11 protein-coding genes, 4 tRNA genes, 1 other RNA gene and 1 pseudogene are annotated in these 17,848 nt (G+C 71.7%); 8 read left to right on the forward strand and 9 right to left on the reverse strand.

Annotation, left to right across the window (positions count from 1 at the left end; genetic code table 11):
• Positions 1–734 precede the first annotated feature (734 nt).
• Complete coding sequence (locus ACWEQO_RS25445; RefSeq protein WP_452985390.1) at positions 735–2,264, forward strand: ATP-binding SpoIIE family protein phosphatase; 1,530 nt, start codon at positions 735–737, stop codon at positions 2,262–2,264.
• Positions 2,265–2,342: 78 nt separating this feature from the next.
• The gene (locus ACWEQO_RS25450; RefSeq protein WP_452985360.1) at positions 2,343–3,689 is read left to right on the forward strand and encodes a hypothetical protein; all 1,347 of its coding nucleotides are present in this window, start codon (positions 2,343–2,345) and stop codon (positions 3,687–3,689) included.
• An 89-nt stretch (positions 3,690–3,778) separates the two neighbouring features.
• Here the strand turns inward: ACWEQO_RS25450 and ACWEQO_RS25455 are convergent.
• A tRNA-Ser gene (locus tag ACWEQO_RS25455) sits at positions 3,779–3,866 on the reverse strand.
• Between the two features lie 72 nt (positions 3,867–3,938).
• Between ACWEQO_RS25455 and ffs the strand changes: the two genes are divergently transcribed.
• The 6 genes and pseudogenes from ffs (at position 3,939) to ACWEQO_RS25485 (ending at position 12,614) form a co-directional block, all read left to right on the forward strand.
• Positions 3,939–4,037, forward strand: an RNA gene (gene ffs, locus ACWEQO_RS25460) — signal recognition particle sRNA small type.
• Positions 4,038–4,108: 71 nt separating this feature from the next.
• Positions 4,109–6,427 carry a DNA polymerase III subunit gamma and tau gene (locus ACWEQO_RS25465; protein ID WP_452985361.1) on the forward strand — a complete coding sequence of 773 codons (2,319 nt, stop codon included), beginning with the start codon at positions 4,109–4,111 and terminating at the stop codon, positions 6,425–6,427.
• Positions 6,428–6,594: 167 nt separating this feature from the next.
• Positions 6,595–7,848 (forward strand): phosphoribosylamine--glycine ligase, encoded by a 1,254-nt coding sequence (gene purD, locus ACWEQO_RS25470; protein ID WP_452985362.1) that lies wholly within the window; start codon positions 6,595–6,597, stop codon positions 7,846–7,848.
• Between the two features lie 305 nt (positions 7,849–8,153).
• On the forward strand, positions 8,154–10,010 hold the full coding sequence (locus ACWEQO_RS25475; protein WP_452985363.1) for a hypothetical protein: 1,857 nt from the start codon (positions 8,154–8,156) through the stop codon (positions 10,008–10,010).
• Positions 10,011–10,222: 212 nt separating this feature from the next.
• Positions 10,223–11,548: pseudogene (locus ACWEQO_RS25480) on the forward strand (N,N-dimethylformamidase beta subunit family domain-containing protein); the annotation flags it as partial.
• A 166-nt stretch (positions 11,549–11,714) separates the two neighbouring features.
• Entirely contained in the window at positions 11,715–12,614 is a 900-nt protein-coding gene (locus tag ACWEQO_RS25485; protein WP_452985364.1) for a phosphoribosylaminoimidazolesuccinocarboxamide synthase, read from the forward strand.
• A 52-nt stretch (positions 12,615–12,666) separates the two neighbouring features.
• Here ACWEQO_RS25485 and ACWEQO_RS25490 read toward each other — a convergent pair.
• The 8 genes from ACWEQO_RS25490 to ACWEQO_RS25525 form a co-directional block, all read right to left on the reverse strand.
• A tRNA-Gly gene (locus tag ACWEQO_RS25490) sits at positions 12,667–12,742 on the reverse strand.
• A gap of 23 nt (positions 12,743–12,765) precedes the next feature.
• Positions 12,766–13,395 carry a response regulator gene (locus ACWEQO_RS25495; protein WP_452985365.1) on the reverse strand — a complete coding sequence of 210 codons (630 nt, stop codon included), beginning with the start codon at positions 13,393–13,395 and terminating at the stop codon, positions 12,766–12,768.
• Positions 13,392–14,729 carry a sensor histidine kinase gene (locus ACWEQO_RS25500; protein WP_452985391.1) on the reverse strand — a complete coding sequence of 446 codons (1,338 nt, stop codon included), beginning with the start codon at positions 14,727–14,729 and terminating at the stop codon, positions 13,392–13,394. Before ACWEQO_RS25500 ends, ACWEQO_RS25495 begins: the two co-directional genes overlap by 4 nt.
• 25 nt (positions 14,730–14,754) lie before the next feature.
• Positions 14,755–15,606, reverse strand: coding sequence for an ABC transporter permease (locus tag ACWEQO_RS25505; RefSeq protein WP_452985366.1), 852 nt, complete (start codon positions 15,604–15,606; stop codon positions 14,755–14,757).
• Positions 15,603–16,589, reverse strand: coding sequence for an ABC transporter ATP-binding protein (locus ACWEQO_RS25510; protein ID WP_452985367.1), 987 nt, complete (start codon positions 16,587–16,589; stop codon positions 15,603–15,605). Before ACWEQO_RS25510 ends, ACWEQO_RS25505 begins: the two co-directional genes overlap by 4 nt.
• 173 nt (positions 16,590–16,762) lie before the next feature.
• Positions 16,763–16,835: transfer RNA gene (locus ACWEQO_RS25515), tRNA-Gly, on the reverse strand.
• Positions 16,836–16,915: 80 nt separating this feature from the next.
• Positions 16,916–16,987, reverse strand: a tRNA-Gly gene (locus tag ACWEQO_RS25520).
• A gap of 220 nt (positions 16,988–17,207) precedes the next feature.
• Positions 17,208–17,525 carry a histone-like nucleoid-structuring protein Lsr2 gene (locus ACWEQO_RS25525; protein WP_361458242.1) on the reverse strand — a complete coding sequence of 106 codons (318 nt, stop codon included), beginning with the start codon at positions 17,523–17,525 and terminating at the stop codon, positions 17,208–17,210.
• Positions 17,526–17,848: the final 323 nt, after the last annotated feature.

The raw sequence follows: 17,848 nt of genomic DNA on the forward strand, positions 1-17,848 counted from the left end.
CGCGGGGAGTAGTGATGGGGGAGCGGAAGCGCCCGGGGCGTCCCTGGGCGCAGCCCAAAGGAACAAGCGCCGAATCCAATGCGCTGGTGCGCATGATTCGATCGTGGATCGACGATGCCGGTCTGAGCGTGCGAGATATCCACAGCCGTCTGACCCCGGAACACTTCGCGGCTGGGAGAGTCCCAGACCTCCGCCGTCTGCGCATTCATTTGTCAGGTGAAGACCTGACCTGGGACGTCGTGGAGGCCATGGCAGATGTGTGCTTCCCTGACGAGCCGGGCCAGCAGGCGCTGGGTCGTGTACGCGACGCCAAGGCCCTCTGGGACAAGGCACAGAAGACTCCGACCCTGATTGGCATCGACGGTCAGGTGGTCGTTTCGCCGCGCGAGCTCATCGAGGAGAAGGAACGCACGATCGAGGTCTACAGGGACCTCGTGCGTGCGCGCCAGGCATACGAGACGAGTGAGCAGGGGCGGCAACAGGCTCTCCGTATCGCGTCGATGCTCTTTCTTGTCCTCGGCCAGGCACAGGCCAAGGTCGCAGAGTTGTCGCGACGTATCGACGCACTCACCGGAGTCAATGTGCCCTCACCGGACCCGATGCGCGCGCTGCAGCCGCAGCTTGAACGGGCTCTGGACCAAGAGACGCGCTTGAGCGCCCAGCTTGAGCGTGCGGTAAGGCAGCGCGACGAAGCCCAGCGCATTGCCGATCTCGCGGCCCGTCGAGTGCAGAGGTTGGAGGCGTATCTGCTGGATATCGGCCAACAGCTGCTGGTCAGCAATGCTGGATACCCGCTCGCAATCCCCGCTGACGCCATCGCTCACGAAGCACCAGGCGAGGAGAGCGCTCTTGACCAAATCGACGAGATTCTGGCGCGCACCGGCGACGCCCTGGACCGTGAACAGGAGGCTGTGCGGGACGCCGCAGATGAACTGGGCGTCACTTCAGAGCGCCACGAATCCTCTGAAGCACGCGTCATCGCCAGCAGCGTGCTTCCCCACCCTAGAGCGCCCGCAGGCGACCCTAACCCGGAGTTGTTCCGAACAACCCTGAACAACTCTCACGGGCCGGACGGCGATGCTGGGGGGCTTGAGCCGCGTTCAGACGAGATTGTTGCTGTGCTGCGCGAGAGGCTCGCTCTCGTCGAGAAGGATCGACACAAGACGGCCGTCAGTCTCCAGCAGTCCTTGCTCCCGCAGGAGCTGGAGCAGCCCGATGACCTGCGGATCGCCGCCACCTACCAGCCCGGAGACTCTGGCGCTGGGGTTGGCGGCGACTGGTACGACGTCATCACCCTCGGCGCCAGCCGCACGGCCTTTGTCATCGGCGACGTGATGGGTCGCGGCGTGCGCGCCGCTGCAGTCATGGGCCAGTTGCGCACCGCCGTCCGGGCCTATGCCCGACTCGACCTGCCGCCACACGAGGTGCTCCAGCTGCTCGACGGCCTCGCCGCCGAGATTGCAGTAAGCCAGATCGCCACCTGCGTCTACGCGATTCATGATCCCAACGAGGGCAAGCTGCTTTACGCTTCCGCCGGCCACCTCCCGATCCTCGTACGGGACGAGGACGGCACTATCCGCCGCGCCGAGGAGCCGACCGGCCCTCCCCTCGGCACCAGCGGCTGGCTGCACACCTCCGGCAGCATCGCCCTGCCGCCCGGTTCCACCGCTGTCCTCTACACCGACGGCCTGGTCGAACGCCGTGGCAAGGACATCGATGAAGGCATGGCCGTACTGGAGCGCGCGCTCGCTGGCGCCCAGGGCACCCCTGCCGACATCTGCGCCACGCTCCTGGGAACTCTGGACGTCGACGCGTATCTCGATGACGACATCGCCGTTATGGCACTCCAACATCCCACCCGCACCGGCGTGGACGCCGAGCTCTTCGACAAGGCGGCGCTGGAACTCGTCGGCGGCATGGAGGCGGCCCCACGCGCCAGGGCATTCACACGGGACACGCTCACCTCCTGGCGCCTCCCGGTTGAGACGTGTGACCTTGGCGTGCTGGCCGCGAGTGAGTTGGCGTCGAATGCTCTCCAATATGGCACCCCACCCGTGGAGCTCCGCCTGCGCCGTACCGACCGTCGGCTAATCATCGAGGTCGCGGACGAGGACGATCATCTGCCGCGTCGACGGCAAGCTGGACCAGCCGACGAGGCCGGTCGTGGCCTCTGGGTCATTGCCGCGATTGCCTCGTCCTGGGGGTCCCGTCGCAGCCCAGGCGGGGGCAAGGCTGTCTGGTGCGAGCTGCCGTTGGGGTCCTAGGACAGGCCACGGTTGCGAGCACAGCTCTTCCGGATTTCGCCAATAAGACCATCCGCGCCACGTCGACGTTCAGAGACTGTGCTCGAACTACCGTTTCAAATAGCGGCGTTGGTCCCCTCATGTGCACTGTTGAGTGTCAGTGGTCGTTCCTATGGTGGAGGAATGGCTAATGGGGTGTGGCACACCGGATATGGCATAGAGATCAATCTGTCCCTGCCCGACCTCGGTCACCCGGACCGTCCCGACTTGCTCCAAGAGATCACCGCCAGCGTCTCCGATCGCGACCCACAGCTCCTCGAATGCCTCGCGCACCACGACAAGCGCGAGTGCCTGTCGGAGTCGGGCGGCAAGTCGCCCTGGATGTTCATCCGTCGAGGGCGCGTGGGCGGCCGGCGACCGCTCGTCGCCTCGCACCTGCCGCTCACGCACAAGGCGACGCCGGCGGAGAGCGCCCAACACAAGGCCACTAAGGAACGGATCGTCGAGACCGCCGGGCGGTACGGCCTGGAAGCCGAGGCCGAGGTTCCCGTGGCTAACCGGCGGAGCATCTCGGATGCCGTTGTCACCGGTCCCGGCGGTCTCAGGATCGGCTGGGAGATCCAGTATCACCACCTCAGCCCCAGCAGTGTGCACCGGCGCTCGGTCAACGCCGTGGAGCACGGCATCACTCCGCTGTGGGTGGCGAAGGACCGGACGGCTTCCCTGATCGACCGGGCACCCTGGGCGCGGGTCGACGACATGCCGTGGAAGGACATCGCCGACGGCAAGGAGATGGTGATCCGCGGCGGGTACCGACACCTCGAAGTCTGGAAGTGCGTACCGAGCAGCGAGCGCCACTGCCTCATCAGTGAGGGTGCCAGCTATTGTGACGCGATTCACGCGGACTGGTTTGTGCCCGCGCTGTGTCTGCCGGAGCGGAAGCCCGTCCACATCGAGGACCTGGTCCTGCAGAGCGCGACGGGCGAGAGCGTCCCGGTCTACGTGCCCAGTCGAGGGAACGGCCGCGCCGGCCGTCACATGTGGGTGTCGGCCGACGACCGTGCTCTGTGGCAGGAGCTCATCGGTGAGAAGGCCCCGCTCCCCACGGCCCCGGCCGAAGACGAGGACGACGTGATCACCTTCGCCGAGCAGGAGATCGACCGCACCTGCCGGGCGGGAGAGGATGGCTGGTTCGTCAGCGACGGCCGACCCCTTCGTGATCTCGATCAACCGACCGGCGGCTTCACGCTGCCACGCATGCCGGTCCAGCGCTCCCGCGACCCGATGCGGATCACTGATGTCGAGCGGGCTGCCGCCTCCGCCGCACTGGGATGCCCGCCATGGGAGCTCGGGCTGTGTGCGGGCTGCGGTCAGCTGATGCGGCGATACGGCCGGAACGCCGCCATGTACTGCAACGTGTGCCGGGCCGCCCTCAACGGGCGGTAACCGCAACTGAGACCAAAACTGAGACCATCAACGTCGTAGGGCCCCGCTGCGAACAGCGGGGCCCTACGACATCGTGCCCGGTGAGGCACTGGCGGAGGATAAGGGATTCGAACCCTTGAGGGGTTGCCCCCAACACGCTTTCCAAGCGTGCGCCCTAGGCCACTAGGCGAATCCTCCGGCAGGAACATTACATGACCGAGGGCCGTGCTCGCGAACTCGTTCCCTCCCCACGACATGAGGTAGCCTTTGCGCAGCCCCTCACGCGGCGCTATCTGACTGAACTCCCCCAGGGCCGGAAGGCAGCAAGGGTAGGTCGGCTCTGGCGGGTGCGTGGGGGGCGTTCGCGTTCCCGGCCCCGTACGCGCGGGGCGTCCCGAGGGCAGGGACCGATGTCGGTGAGCGCCTATAACCTCGTAGCTGTGTCGTCTCTCGCGCTGTACCGCCGCTATCGCCCGGAGTCGTTCGCCGAGGTCATCGGGCAGGAACATGTCACCGACCCGCTGCAGCAGGCGCTGCGGAACAACCGGGTCAATCACGCGTACCTGTTCAGCGGTCCGCGAGGCTGCGGCAAGACGACCAGCGCGCGCATCCTGGCCCGGTGCCTGAACTGCGAGCAGGGCCCCACGCCGACGCCGTGCGGCGAGTGCCGGTCCTGCCAGGACCTGGCGCGCAACGGGCCGGGCTCGATCGACGTCATCGAGATCGACGCCGCGTCCCACGGTGGTGTGGACGACGCCCGTGACCTGCGCGAGAAGGCGTTCTTCGGGCCCGCCCACAGCCGGTACAAGATCTACATCATCGACGAGGCCCACATGGTCTCCCCGCAGGGCTTCAACGCCCTGCTCAAGGTCGTCGAGGAGCCCCCGGAGCATCTGAAGTTCATCTTCGCGACCACCGAACCCGAGAAGGTCATCGGGACGATCCGGTCGCGCACGCACCACTATCCGTTCCGGCTGGTGCCGCCCGGGGTCCTCCGGGACTACCTCGGTGAGGTGTGCGACAAGGAGAGCAGCCCCGTCGAGGAGGGCGTGCTGCCGCTCGTCGTGCGGGCCGGAGCCGGATCCGTTCGTGACTCCATGTCCGTCATGGACCAGCTGCTCGCCGGCGCCGGACCCGACGGTGTGACGTACGCCATGGCCACCTCCCTGCTCGGGTACACCGACGGCTCACTGCTCGACTCCGTGGTCGAGGCGTTCGCCACGGGGGACGGCGCCGCGGCCTTCGAGGTCGTCGACCGCGTGATCGAGGGCGGCAACGACCCCCGGCGGTTCGTCGCCGACCTGCTCGAGCGCCTTCGTGACCTGGTGATCCTCGCCGCGGTCCCGGATGCCGCGGAGAAGGGGCTCATCGACGTTCCCGCCGACGTCGTCGAGCGGATGCAGGCCCAGGCCGGCGTCTTCGGCGCCGCCGAGCTCAGCCGCGCCGCCGACCTCGTCAACGAGGGGCTCACCGAGATGCGGGGCGCCACCTCGCCCCGGCTCCAGCTCGAGCTGATCTGCGCCCGCGTGCTGCTGCCCGCCGCGTACGGCGACGAACGGTCGGTCATGGCCCGCCTGGACCGGATCGAGCGGGGCGTGAACTTCTCGGCGGGCGGTCCCGCCGCCGGCCTGCCGGCCATGGGGTATGCGCCGGAGGGCGGCGGCCACGGGGGGGCCGAGGGCGCCCCGGTTCCGCCGGGGGGCGGTCCGGCCGCGGCGCGGGCCGCGGCACGGGGGCAGGTCCCGCCCTCGCCTCCGCTCCCGTCCTCGCCGGTGCAGCCTCCGGCTCCGGTGCCTCCGGTTGCCGCGCCTCCGGCTGCGGCTCCGGCTCCGGCTCCCGTTCAGCCTCCGGCCGCGGCTTCGGTGGCTCCGCCCGTCGCGGGGCCGAACCAGCCCGTGTCCGGTGCGCCCGCTCCGGGGGCCTGGCCCACCGCGGCCTCCGCCGGGGGCGGTCGCCGGCCCGGTGGCTGGCCCACGGCCGCGGCGGCGGGCGGCGGGCGGCCCCAGGCCGCCGCTCCGGGCGTCCCCGCTCCCGCCCCCGTCTCCACGCCTGCCTCCGCACCCCAGGCGCCCCAGGCGCCCCAGGCGGGCCCCGGGCCCTCCGGTGGCGGTGGCGGCGGGCTCGACCCCCGCATGCTCTGGCCGAACATCCTCGAGGTGGTCAAGAACCGCCGTCGGTTCACCTGGATCCTGCTCAGCCAGAACGCCCAGGTGACCGGTTTCGACGGGACGACCCTCCAGATCGGCTTCGTGAACTCCGGCGCGCGGGACAACTTCCTGAGCAGCGGCAGCGAGGACGTGCTGCGGCAGGCCCTGGGCGAGCAGTTCAACGTGCAGTGGAAGATCGAGGCCGTCGTCGACCCGTCCGGGGGCGGGGCGGTGGCTCCGGCCCCCGGTGTCGGCCGGAGCGGTGGGGGCGCTGCGGGCTACGGCGCGGGTGGTGGCGGCGGCTCGGGCGGCGGCGGTGGTTACGGGGGTGCGGGCGCCGGTCAGCGTTCCGGGCCCGCCCAGCCGTCGGGGCCCTCCGGCGCGGCCGGCCCGTCCGGTCCCTCCGCGTACGCTTCCACGCAGCAGGCGCCTCCCGTGCCCGCACCGGCGCCGGCGCCTCGGCCCTCCGCTCCGGAGCCGCCCCCCGTCTCCCCCGAGGACGACGTCCCCGAGGAGGACGATCCCGACCTGGACGAGTCCGCACTCTCCGGCAAGGAGCTGATCGTCCGGGAGCTGGGTGCGACCGTGATCGAGGAGCTCACGAACGAGTAGACGCGAACGAGTGGACGCGAGCGTGGGGACGTGAACGGGTGACCCGGCCGGGCGGAGCCGGACGGGTGGAGCGGTGGGGCGGATTGGAGGAACGCACGAACCCGCCCGCCCCGGCCCTTCGGAAGCCCGCACAAGGCGCACGCCTCCGGTCCCGTTAGGCTGACCCCGTGAAGGTCCTCGTCATCGGCAGCGGTGCCCGCGAACACGCCCTGTGCCGTTCTCTGTCCCTCGATCCCGACGTCACCGCGCTCCACTGCGCCCCCGGCAACGCCGGTATCGCCGAGGTGGCCGAGCTGCACCAGGTCGACGCCCTGGACGGCGCGGCCGTGTCCGCGCTGGCCGCACGGCTCGGCGTGGACCTCGTGGTGGTCGGCCCGGAGGCCCCCCTCGTCGCCGGTGTCGCCGACGCCGTGCGCGCGGCGGGCATCGCCGCCTTCGGCCCCTCCAAGGAGGCCGCGCTGCTCGAGGGCTCCAAGGCCTTCGCGAAGGACGTCATGGCGGAGGCGGGCGTGCCCACGGCACGTTCGTACGTCTGCACCACCCCCGCCGAGGTTGCCGCCGCCCTCGACGCCTTCGGCGCTCCCCACGTGGTCAAGGACGACGGGCTCGCCGCCGGCAAGGGCGTGGTCGTCACCGATGACCTCGAGGTGGCCAGGGCGCACGCCGAGGCGTGCAGGCAGGTGGTCATCGAGGAGTACCTGGACGGCCCCGAGGTCTCCCTCTTCGCCGTGACCGACGGCGAGACCGTGCTGCCGCTCCAGCCCGCCCAGGACTTCAAGCGCGCACTGGACGGCGACGCGGGCCCCAACACCGGCGGCATGGGGGCGTACTCCCCGCTGCCGTGGGCCGATCCGAAGCTGGTCGACGAGGTCACGCGGTCGGTCCTGCAGCCGACCGTCGACGAGCTGCGGCGGCGTGGCACCCCCTTCTCCGGCCTGCTCTACGCCGGTCTCGCGATCACCTCGCGCGGTGTGCGCGTGATCGAGTTCAACGCCCGGTTCGGCGACCCGGAGACACAGGTCGTGCTGGCCCGGCTGGAGACCCCGCTGGCCGGGCTGCTGATGGCCGCCGCCACCGGCAACCTCGCCGACCTGGAGCCGCTGCGCTGGAGCGACGACGCCGCCGTCACGGTCGTCGTCGCCTCGCACAACTACCCCGGTCCGCCGCGTACCGGTGACCCGATCACCGGTCTGGACGAGGTCGCCGCCCAGGACGCCCCGCACGCGTACGTGCTGCACGCGGGGACGAAGCGGGTGGGCGACGAGACGGTCAGCGCGGGCGGCCGGGTGCTCTCCGTCACGGCGACCGGCGCGGATCTCACCGAGGCCCGCGACCGTGCCTACCGCGCGGTCTCCCGGATCCGCCTCGACGGCTCCCAGCACCGCACGGACATCGCGGCGGCGGCGGCCGAGGGCGCATGAGCCCTCACCGCCACCGTTGAACCCACGGGCCCCGATCCGCCTCAGGATCCGGGGCCCGAACTTTGCCGTCCGTCACTCACCTTTGCCCTGAGCCATTCCATCGAGTGACCGATGCGCCATCCGGCTGACGAGGGCCGGGGCCCCAACTAGGGTGCCGCGCAAGCGTTCCGGCATGCTCCGGCACTTGGCCCACCGGCATTGCGATGTCAGTGACGGGTGTCACAGTGGGGGAGTGGGCGACGCCAGGAGGCGTCCGGACCGTCGGGAGGGGGTGAGGCAGGGACATGAGGGTGAGCGGAGGTGGCATGGGCAGGGACGCGGGTGCGCAGTCGGCGCGTTCACGGGCGCTCGCGGTGCTCCGCCTGCGCAGCAGGGCACTGGCCGTCGCCCTGCTGCCCGCGGCCGTCGCCGTGATCCTGCTCGTCGGCGGCTCCACCGGCCATTTCGCCGGCACCGGCTGGGACGCCGTCCGCTGGACGCTCACGCCGCTCGCGGTACTGGCCCTGCTCACCGCCGCCGGAGTCGCCCTGGTCGTCGCCCGTGCCCGGCCCGCCATGAGCCCGACGGTCCCGATCGCCGAGCGGGCGGCCCCGGACCTGTACCGGATGGTGCGCGACCTCGCCGACCGCCTCGACGTCCCCGCCCCGTCCGCGATAGCGCTCACCCCGGACTGCGACAGCTGGCTGGAGGACCGCACCCACCCGGCGCACGGTCCCCCGCCCCTCGGGGAGCACGGCGGCACGGTGGGCGCGGGCCGGCCCCCGCACCACCGGACGACCGCCGCGCCCGTGCTGGTGATCGGCTCCCCGTTCCTGTGGTGGATGCGGGTCGGCGAGTTGCGCGCGGTCCTCGCCCCGGTCGTCGCCGGTACGGGGCCTTCGGCGCACCCGGACATAGCCGCCGCCCGGCGTTTCGTCCGGGGGCTCGACGCGGCGGTGGCCGTGGCCTCGGAACCTCGGCGCGGGCCGGTGTTCCGGGTGGTGTTCGCGGGCGTGGGCTGGGTCGCGCGGTCGTTGCTGCGCGGCTGCCGGGTGCACACCGCCGAGATGGAGCGCGGGGTCGCCGCGGCGGCGGCCGACCGCGCCCAGGCCGTGGACTACGGGCTGAGGATCGTCGCCCAGGAACAGGTGGGGCTGGCGTACGCCGGCTGGGACCGGCTGCTCACCCGGGTGGCGCTGCCCGCCTGGCGGATGGGCCGCTGGCCCGCACGGCTCAACGCGGGGGTGGTGGCCGCGCTCACCGAGCTGTCCCGCCGGGACCGGCTGGCCGAGGGGTTCGCCTCCCGCCTCGGTGAGCGTCCCGCCTGCGATCTGCTCGAAGAGCCCGGCGCGGTGGACGAGGCCACCTCCCTCCTCGCCGCCCGCCTCTTCCACGGCGGCCCCGCCGGGAGCGGGCCCGAGTGGTCGCCGGTCGGCTGGGGTGATTACCCGGAGGAGGTCGTCGACCGCAAATGGCGCACGGACGCGGCCCGGCTGCACCGCGTTCTGGACGCCCTCGGCGTACGTCCCGTCGACGGTGGGGAGAGCCCGGGATCCGACGGCCCGACCCTCTCCCGCGTCCTCGACCACCTGACGGACCCGGTGCCGGTCCCGCGCGCGGAACCGCCCGTACCCACGGGACCGGGAAACGCCGCCGGCACCACCGGTCACGCCGGGGACCCCGACGACCCCGATGACCCCGACGCCGAGGACCTCGCCGGAACCACCCCGCGCAGTGCCGCCCTGGCCGCCCGGATCAGCGCCGAAGTGGCCCGCGAGGGCGCCGCGGCCGCCGAGCGGGCCGCGGCCTCGTCCATATCCATACCCGCCTCCGCCCTCGCCCCGGCCGAGAGCGCCCCGACCGCTCCCCCCGCACCGGCCGGCCCGGCCCCCCTCTGGGACGACAGGACGTTGCCCCTGCTCCCCCTCCAGCCCCCGCGCACCGGCCGCGAACTGCTCGCCGACCACATCATGGCGATGGTCTGCTGCGCGGCCATGGACACCGTGGGCGCGACCCCCGGGCTCGACTGGCTCGACGGCCCGGCCCTCCTCATCGGCGGCGTCCGCGTCACGGACCTCCCCGCCCAGGTCATGGCGCTGATCGAGAACGGCGATCCCGTGGCCCTGCGCCGGTGGCTGACCCGGCAGGGCATACGCCCGGAGAAGCCCGTACGGCTCGTCTGAGCCGGTCGCCCCGCAACTCCCGCTCCATCACCCGGAGTTCCGCCTTCCGCTTTTGACCGGTTCGCGACGAAGGGTGATGGAACGTGTGCCCCATGTGATGTGCTTGGCCTGTTCGTGCTCCGTGACCAGGGCCTGCGCCGTACGACAAGCGCACCGCCGACCGCCGACGACGGAGCCGACGAGGTCAAAGGGGCCGACCAGATCAACGGGGCCAACGGGGCCGGCGGGGCCGACGGGGGCCGAGGAGGGGAGCGACCATGGGGCCGGAGCAGGGCCGCCGCCGGATCGAGGGGTTCAGTTCCACCGGCGGGGTGGCGCCCGGAGGGACCATCGACTTCCACATCTCCGTCGACCCGCCCCAGGAGTTCGGCGTCGACGTCCACCGCGTCGGCCACCACGACGGGCGGCGCACCGCCCGGATCGCGTCCGGCCCCCGCCTGGCCGGCCTCGCGCAGCCGCCGCCGCTCACCGCCGACCGCACGGCCTCCTGCCACCACTGGTGGCTGTCCTGGCGGCTGCGGGTCCCGTCGGACTGGAGCGTCGGCGCCCATGTGGCCGTCCTGACCACCGCCGACGGCCGCCACCGGTCCCACATCCCCTTCACGGTGCGCGACGACCGCCCGGCGGACCTGCTCCTGGTGTTGCCCGACATCACCTGGCAGGTCCACAACCGCTACCCGTGGGACGAGGGCGGGCAGCCGCTCGACGGAGCCGAGGAGGCGGCGACCACCGTCTCCTTCGACCGCCCGTACGCGGGTGCCGGCCTGCCGCCGTACGCCGGTCACGCCTACGACGTCATCCGCTGGGCCGAACGCTACGGCTACGATCTCGCCTACGCCGACGCCGTCGACCTGCACGCCGGCCGGGTCGATCCCACCCGCTACCGGGGGATGGTCTTCCCCGGCCCCGACGTGTACTGGTCCCAGGCCATGCGCGACACCGTGGAACGCGCCCGCGAGTACGGCACCTCCCTCGTCTTCCTCTCCGCCCGCACCATGTACGGGCAGGTGGAGCTCGCCCCCTCCCCGTCCGGGGCCCCCGACCGCCTGCTGACCCACCGCAGACGCCGGGCCCCGGAGCGCAGGAATCCGGAGCGCGGGAATCCGGGCCGACCGTCGCTGTGGCGGGAGACGGACCGTGCGGAACAGCAGTTGCTCGGCATCCAGTACGCCGGTCAGGTCCCCGCCCCGCATCCGCTGATCGTGCGCAACGCCGACCACTGGCTGTGGCAGGGGACGGGGGCGTCCGAGGGCGACGGGATCGAGGGGCTGGTCGCCCTCGGGGCCGACCGCTACTTCCCGCGCACCCCGCTGCCCGAGCACGAGGAGCGGGTCCTGCTCGCGCACTCCCCGTACACCGACCGGGCGGACGGCAGACGGCACCAGGAGACCTCCCTGCACCGGGCGCCCTCCGGCGCGTGGGTCTTCGCGTCGGGGACGCTCGCCTGGTCCCCGGCCCTGGACGGACCCGGCCGGGGCGACCTCCGCATCCAGCGAGCCACGGCCAACCTCCTCGACCGCATCTGCAAACACGCCTGACCGGCTCCGGCCCGCGGACCCCCGCGGCCGCCCCCGAGCGGCGGGGGCGGCCGTCCGTACGGGACAATTGGCCTCACCGTCCCGCCGTCTCCCACCGCCGTCCCGAGCGAGCGGAGCGAGCCCCGCGGGGTGCCTGCCCTGCTGTTCCGAGCCACGCGGAGGAACCGTGTCCGGATTCGTCGAGAAGCCCGAGCCGATCCAGGTTCCGGGCCTGGTGCACCTGCACACCGGAAAGGTGCGCGAGCTGTACCGGAACGAGGCCGGCGACCTCGTCATGGTCGCCAGTGACCGCATCTCCGCCTACGACTGGGTGCTGCCGACCGAGATCCCGGACAAGGGCAGGGTCCTCACCCAGCTCTCCCTCTGGTGGTTCGACCAGCTCGCCGACCTGGTCCCGCACCACGTCCTGAGCACCGAACTCCCCGCGGGCGCCCCCGCCGACTGGGAGGGCCGCACACTCGTCTGCAAGTCCCTGCGGATGGTCCCCGTGGAGTGCGTGGCCCGCGGCTACCTCACCGGTTCGGGCCTCGCCGAGTACCAGGAGTCCCGTACGGTCTGCGGTCTGGCCCTCCCCGAGGGCCTGGTGGACGGATCGGAACTCCCCGGCCCGATCTTCACCCCGGCCACCAAGGCCGCCGTCGGCGAGCACGACGAGAACGTCTCCTACGAGGAGGTCGCCCGCCAGGTCGGCGCCGACGTCGCGGCGCAGCTGCGGCAGGCCACCCTCGCCGCGTACACCCGGGCCCGGGACGTCGCCCGCGAGCGGGGGATCATCCTCGCGGACACCAAGTTCGAGTTCGGCTTCGACGGCGACACCCTGGTCGTCGCGGACGAGGTGCTCACCCCGGACTCCTCCCGCTTCTGGCCGGCCGACCAGTGGGAGCCGGGCCGCGCGCAGCCGTCGTACGACAAGCAGTACGTGCGGGACTGGCTGACCTCCGCCGAATCGGGCTGGGACCGTGCGAGCGAGCAGCCCCCGCCGGCGCTGCCGCAGCCCGTCGTCGACGCGACCCGGGCGAAGTACGTGGAGGCGTACGAGCGTCTGACGGGCCTGAGCTGGAGCTGAGGGAGCGGCAGGGAACGGCGAAGGCCCCGGTCGATGACCGGGGCCTTCGGTGTGGAGCGGACGACGAGGTTCGAACTCGCGACCTCAACCTTGGCAAGGTTGCGCTCTACCAGCTGAGCTACGTCCGCGTTGCGCCGTGGCGCGAGGCCAACTATACCCAACCTCGCTCGCGAGCGAGGCGTACCGCGGCATGACGGTTCTCCGCACCGAGTTTCGACGTGGCCGACGACAGGTAGTTGCGCACGGTCCCCTGGGACAGCGCGGCCCGCTCCGCGATCTCCGCCACGGGCGCCCCGTCGGCCGCGAGTTCCAGCACCTCGGCCTCGCGCGCGGTCAGCGGTGAGTCACCCGCGGCGATCGCGTCGGCGGCCAACTCGGGATCCACGTAACGGTTTCCCGCGTGCACCGCGCGGATGATCTCCGCGAGGCGCTGTGCGCTGACGGTCTTGGGGACGAAGCCGCGCACCCCCGCCGCGAGCGCCCGCTTCAGGTGTCCGGGCCGTCCGTGGCTGGTCACGATCAGCACCCGGCAGCCGGGGAGTTCGGCCCGCAGCGATGTGGCGACGTTCACGCCGTCGGCGCCGGGCATCTCCAGATCCAGCACGGCGACGTCGGGGGCGTGCGCCCGGGCCATCGCCAGCGCCTCCGGACCGGAGGCCGCCTCGGCGACGACCAGCAGGTCCTCCTCCAGGGAGAGCAGCGCGGCGAGCGCGCCCCGGATCAGGTGCTCGTCGTCGGCGAGCAGCAGCCGGACGGGGGGCGCGGGCCGGGTTGTCGTCACGGCGTGACCTCGCTCACGTTCGTACGGGACGCGGTGGACGCGGTGGACACCGCGGGCGCGGCGGACTCCTCCGAGGGGAACGTCCCGGAACCGGCGGCCGACGGCAACGGGACCTCGGCCGTCAGCAGGAACCGCCCGTCCCCGGTCGGGCCGGCCCGCAGGGTCCCGCCGATCTCGGCCAGCCGCTCACGCAGCCCGACCAGCCCGGCTCCCCGGCCCGGACCGCCGTTCTCCGGCACGCCGTCGTTCTCCACCGTCAGTACCGTTCGCACCGTCTGTCCCTTCAGCGACGTCTGCCCCTTCAGTGCCCGTATCCCCACCGCACACCGCTGTGCGTCCCCGTGCCGCAGCACGTTGGTCACCGCTTCCCGTACGACCCAGCCCAGCGCGGACTGCACCTGCGCCGGGAGTCCGGTCGGTGAACCGGTGACCGTGCAGTCGATGCCGGCCGCTTCCAGAACGCTCTTGGCGCCCGCGAGTTCGCTGCCCAGGTCGGCCTCGCGGTAGCCGCGGACGACCTCGCGCACCTCCCGTTGCGCCTCGTGCGCCAGTCGCTGCACCTCGACCATCTGCGCCACCGCCTCCGGCCGTTCCCGCTGGGCCAGCTGGACGGCCAGCTCGCTCTTCAGCGCGATCACGGCGAGGTTGCGGCCCATGACGTCGTGCAGATCCCGTCCGAACCGCAGCCGCTCCTCCGCGACGGCGAGCCGGGTACGGGTCTCGCGGGCCTCGTCGAGTTCGTACACGGTGTTGAGCAGCCAGACCGAGATCACCGAGGTGAAGGCCATGACTCCGCTGCTGACCAGCATCACCACCGCGAAGAGCGGCGCGTTCGGAGCGGACATGCCGAAGGACAGCGACACCAGTCCCGTGCCCACCGCGAAGCCCACCACCCAGCCGAACACCCGCAGCCGGCTGCGCACCCCGAGCGCGACGATCCCGGCGCCGAAGGGCGGGACGAGGATCAGGATCCCGGTGACCGCTTCGGTGACGTCGCGGCCGGCCAGCCCGTGCTCGGCGGCCGCCACGGCCGTCACCGTGACGACCGCGGAGACGACCCCGAGCGCCCACAGCAGCGGGAGCGGCTGCTCCCGCTGTCCGCGCGCCCAGTCCAGTGCCCGTGAGGCGGTCACGGCGCACAGCGCGCAGTGCACGGCGATCACGAGCAGCAGGGGAGCGGCGAGCCTCGGCCCGAGGTGCCCGAACCGCCCGATCACCGGACTGCCGGCCGCCATGAACTCGACCAGGGCGAAGGAGTGGAACGACCACCGGGTGTACGTCTCCACCTTGTCCGGGGTGCTCTTGCTCCCCCACCAGCCGCCCGGCCTGCCCAGGCCCCCGCCCCCCGCCGCCGGCACGTCAGCGCCTCGGGTCCCAGCGGAACCACCGGCGGACGGCGAACACCGACAGCAGCACCCAGGCCGCGCCGGTCGCCAGGGCGAACAGTGTCTCGGAGCCGGACAGGTTGCCGGTGAAACCGCCGCGCAGCAGGGTCATCACGGGGGCGAGGGGCAGCAGTTCGCAGAAGGAGGCCAGCCGGTCGGGCAGCACCTCCAGCGGGACCATCACCCCGGAGCCGGCCATCGACACCAGGATCATCGGCATCGCGGTGACCTGCGCGCTCTCGGTGGTCCGGGTGAAGCCCGCGGTGACGGCGGCGAGCATCGCGCACAGCCCCAGGCCCAGCAGCAGCCCCAGCACGGACAGATGGACGGCCTGCGGCGCGGCCATGTCCAGGAGCAGTGCGCAGCCCGACGCCAGCAGCAGCGACTGCACCAGCCCGATGGCGACGGACGGGAGCGAGGCCCCGCAGAGGATCTCGGCGTCCCGCAGTTCCCCGGTGCGCAGCCGCTTCAGGACCAGTTCCTCGCGCCGGGTGACGAAGACGCTGACGAGCGAGGTGTAGACGGCGAACAGCAGGGAGAAGCCGATCGCGCCGGGCAGGACCACCGCGCCGAGATCGAGACCCACCTCGTCGAGGTCCATCCCGTCGGCCGCCCCGTGCAGGCCGAGGGGAAGCACCAGCGGGACGAAGAACGCGGCGAAGAGCGTGCCCCTGCTGCGTCCGAGCAGCGCCAACTCGGCTCGGGCGAGGGCCCGCATGCGTCCCACGGGGGTGCTCGCCGCGGAGCTCCCGCCGCTCACGGCCTCCGCCGTTCCCCCGGTCGGCCTCTCGGCCGACTTCTCGGTCGTGCTGACGGTCCCGCTCATGCCGCGTACTCCTTTTCCATGGTGGTGCTCTCCCCCTGCTCGAGGGTTTCGCGCGCGGAGGCTTCCCGGGCTATACCCAGGAACGCCTCCTCCAGCGAGGCCGAGCGCACGTCCAGCCCCTTCAGTTCCACACCGGCCTGCTCCGCCCACACCAGCAGGCCCGTGGCCGCCCGTTGCAGCTCACGGGTGTGCAGCCGGATGACCTGTCCGTCCAGCTCGTGCCCGGTCACGCCCAGGTCGTCGAGCGGCGGCAGGTCACCGGGGAAGTAGCCGTGGGGCAGTTCGAAGGTGATCCGCGACGGCTGCGCGGCGGTCACCTCGGCGGGGGTGCCGGTGATGGCGATGCGCCCCTTGTGCATGATCGCGAGGCGGTCGGCCAGGGACTCGGCCTCCTCGAGGTAGTGGGTGGTCAGCAGCACGGTCGTGCCGTTGTCGCGCAGGGCCCGCACCAGGCGCCAGGTGTCGCGGCGCCCTTCGGCGTCCAGACCGGTCGTCGGCTCGTCGAGGAACAGCACCTCGGGGTCGCCGAGCAGCGCGAGGGCCAGGTCGAGGCGGCGCCGCTCACCCCCGGACAGCTGCTTGACCCGTACGCCGTCCTTGCCGGCCAGCCCGACCAGCGACAGCACCTCCTGCGGGGGACGGGCCCCGCTGACGGTGCCGGCCCACATCCGCGCGGTCTCCATGACGGTCAGGTCGGAGGGGAAGCCGCCCTCCTGGAGCATCACGCCGGTGCGAGGCCGGACCACGGCGCGGTCGGCGTAGGGGTCGTGACCGAAGATCCTGACCTGTCCGGCGGTCGGCGCCGCGAGACCCTCCAGCAGTTCGACGGTGGAGGTCTTGCCCGCGCCGTTGGTGCCCAGCAGCGCGAAGACCTCTCCACGCCGTACGGAGAAGTCGATCCCGCGTACGGCCTCGAACCCGCCCCCGTACACCCGGCGCAGGCCGGTGACCTCGATCACGTGTTGATGTTCGTTTCCTCGCATACCCCGATCATTCAGGATCGACCGGCCGGGCCGCCGTGCGGGCTGTCACCACCGGGCGTGACAAATGTCAGAAAGACGCAGGTCCCCCTCGTGCGGGCGCCCTCGCCCGGACACCGAGGGGGGCACGGCGACACGAAAAGACCCCGGTCCGATGGACCGGGGTCTGATTCCCGAGCGGACGACGAGGTTCGAACTCGCGACCTCAACCTTGGCAAGGTTGCGCTCTACCAACTGAGCTACGTCCGCATTGCCCCCGATCGGCTTTCACCGATCGGTGCGAGCACCAGCCTACCTGATCGGATGCACCGATCGGTACGGCTACGCAGAGCGGGTGACAGGAATTGCACACTGCGCCTTCCCCCTGGAAGGGGGATGTTCTACTACTGAACTACACCCGCATGCACTCCGTGAGCTGGGCCTTTCGGCCTTCCCTCGCGGCGTGCTCCAGACTCTAGCTGATCAATGGGGGTGTTGTGCAAGTCGGCTGTCGCGGGGCCCGGACGACCCGGACGACCCGGACGGCCGGAACGCAGCCGACCGGGCCCGGTCGGCGGAGCGCGCCCCACCGCACCGCGCGCCCCGCCGTGCCCGTCACGCCTGTCCCGCCGCGCGGGCGTCTCACCGCGCCGCGGCGAACGCCTCGTAGATCCGCTTGGGGATCCGTCCGCGGGCGGGGACGTCCAGCTGGTTCGACAGCGCCCAGGCGCGCACGGCCGCCGGATCGGGGGCGACCTCCGTCTGCCGGTACGCCCGGCCCGAGCGGGAGCGCTTGCGGCCGGCCTGCACGTAGGGCGCGAGCGCCTTCCGCAGGTCGTCGGCGTTGGCTTCGTTCAGGTCGATCTCGTACGACTTGCCGTCGAGTCCGAAGGCGATCGTTTCCGCCGCTTCCGAGCCGTCGATGTCGTCAAAGAGAGTGACCACGACCTTCTGCGCCACGAATAATCGGTCCCTTCGTGCGACGCCTCTGTGCCGACGTCGGTGAGGACGCCCAGGGTGTCGCGGAGATGTCGACGTCCGCCTGTAAACGGGCAAACCATCTGCTAATGACAATTCATTTGTACAGTGCTCGGCAATGCATTGTGAAGCTCGACTAAATCTGCCCGCGTGTCCGGTGCGCAATAGCGATGCGTGACAGATCGCGGATCTTTCCCGGATCTTTTCCCGGGCGCCTCCCCGCGATGCCGGGCCGTGATCGGGGTCACGTAGATTCCTCCAACTCTACTCGCGTAGAAATTTTGTGCGGGTAGTCTGAAGGGACC

It is taken from the genome of Streptomyces sp. NPDC004051 (genome assembly GCF_053604275.1).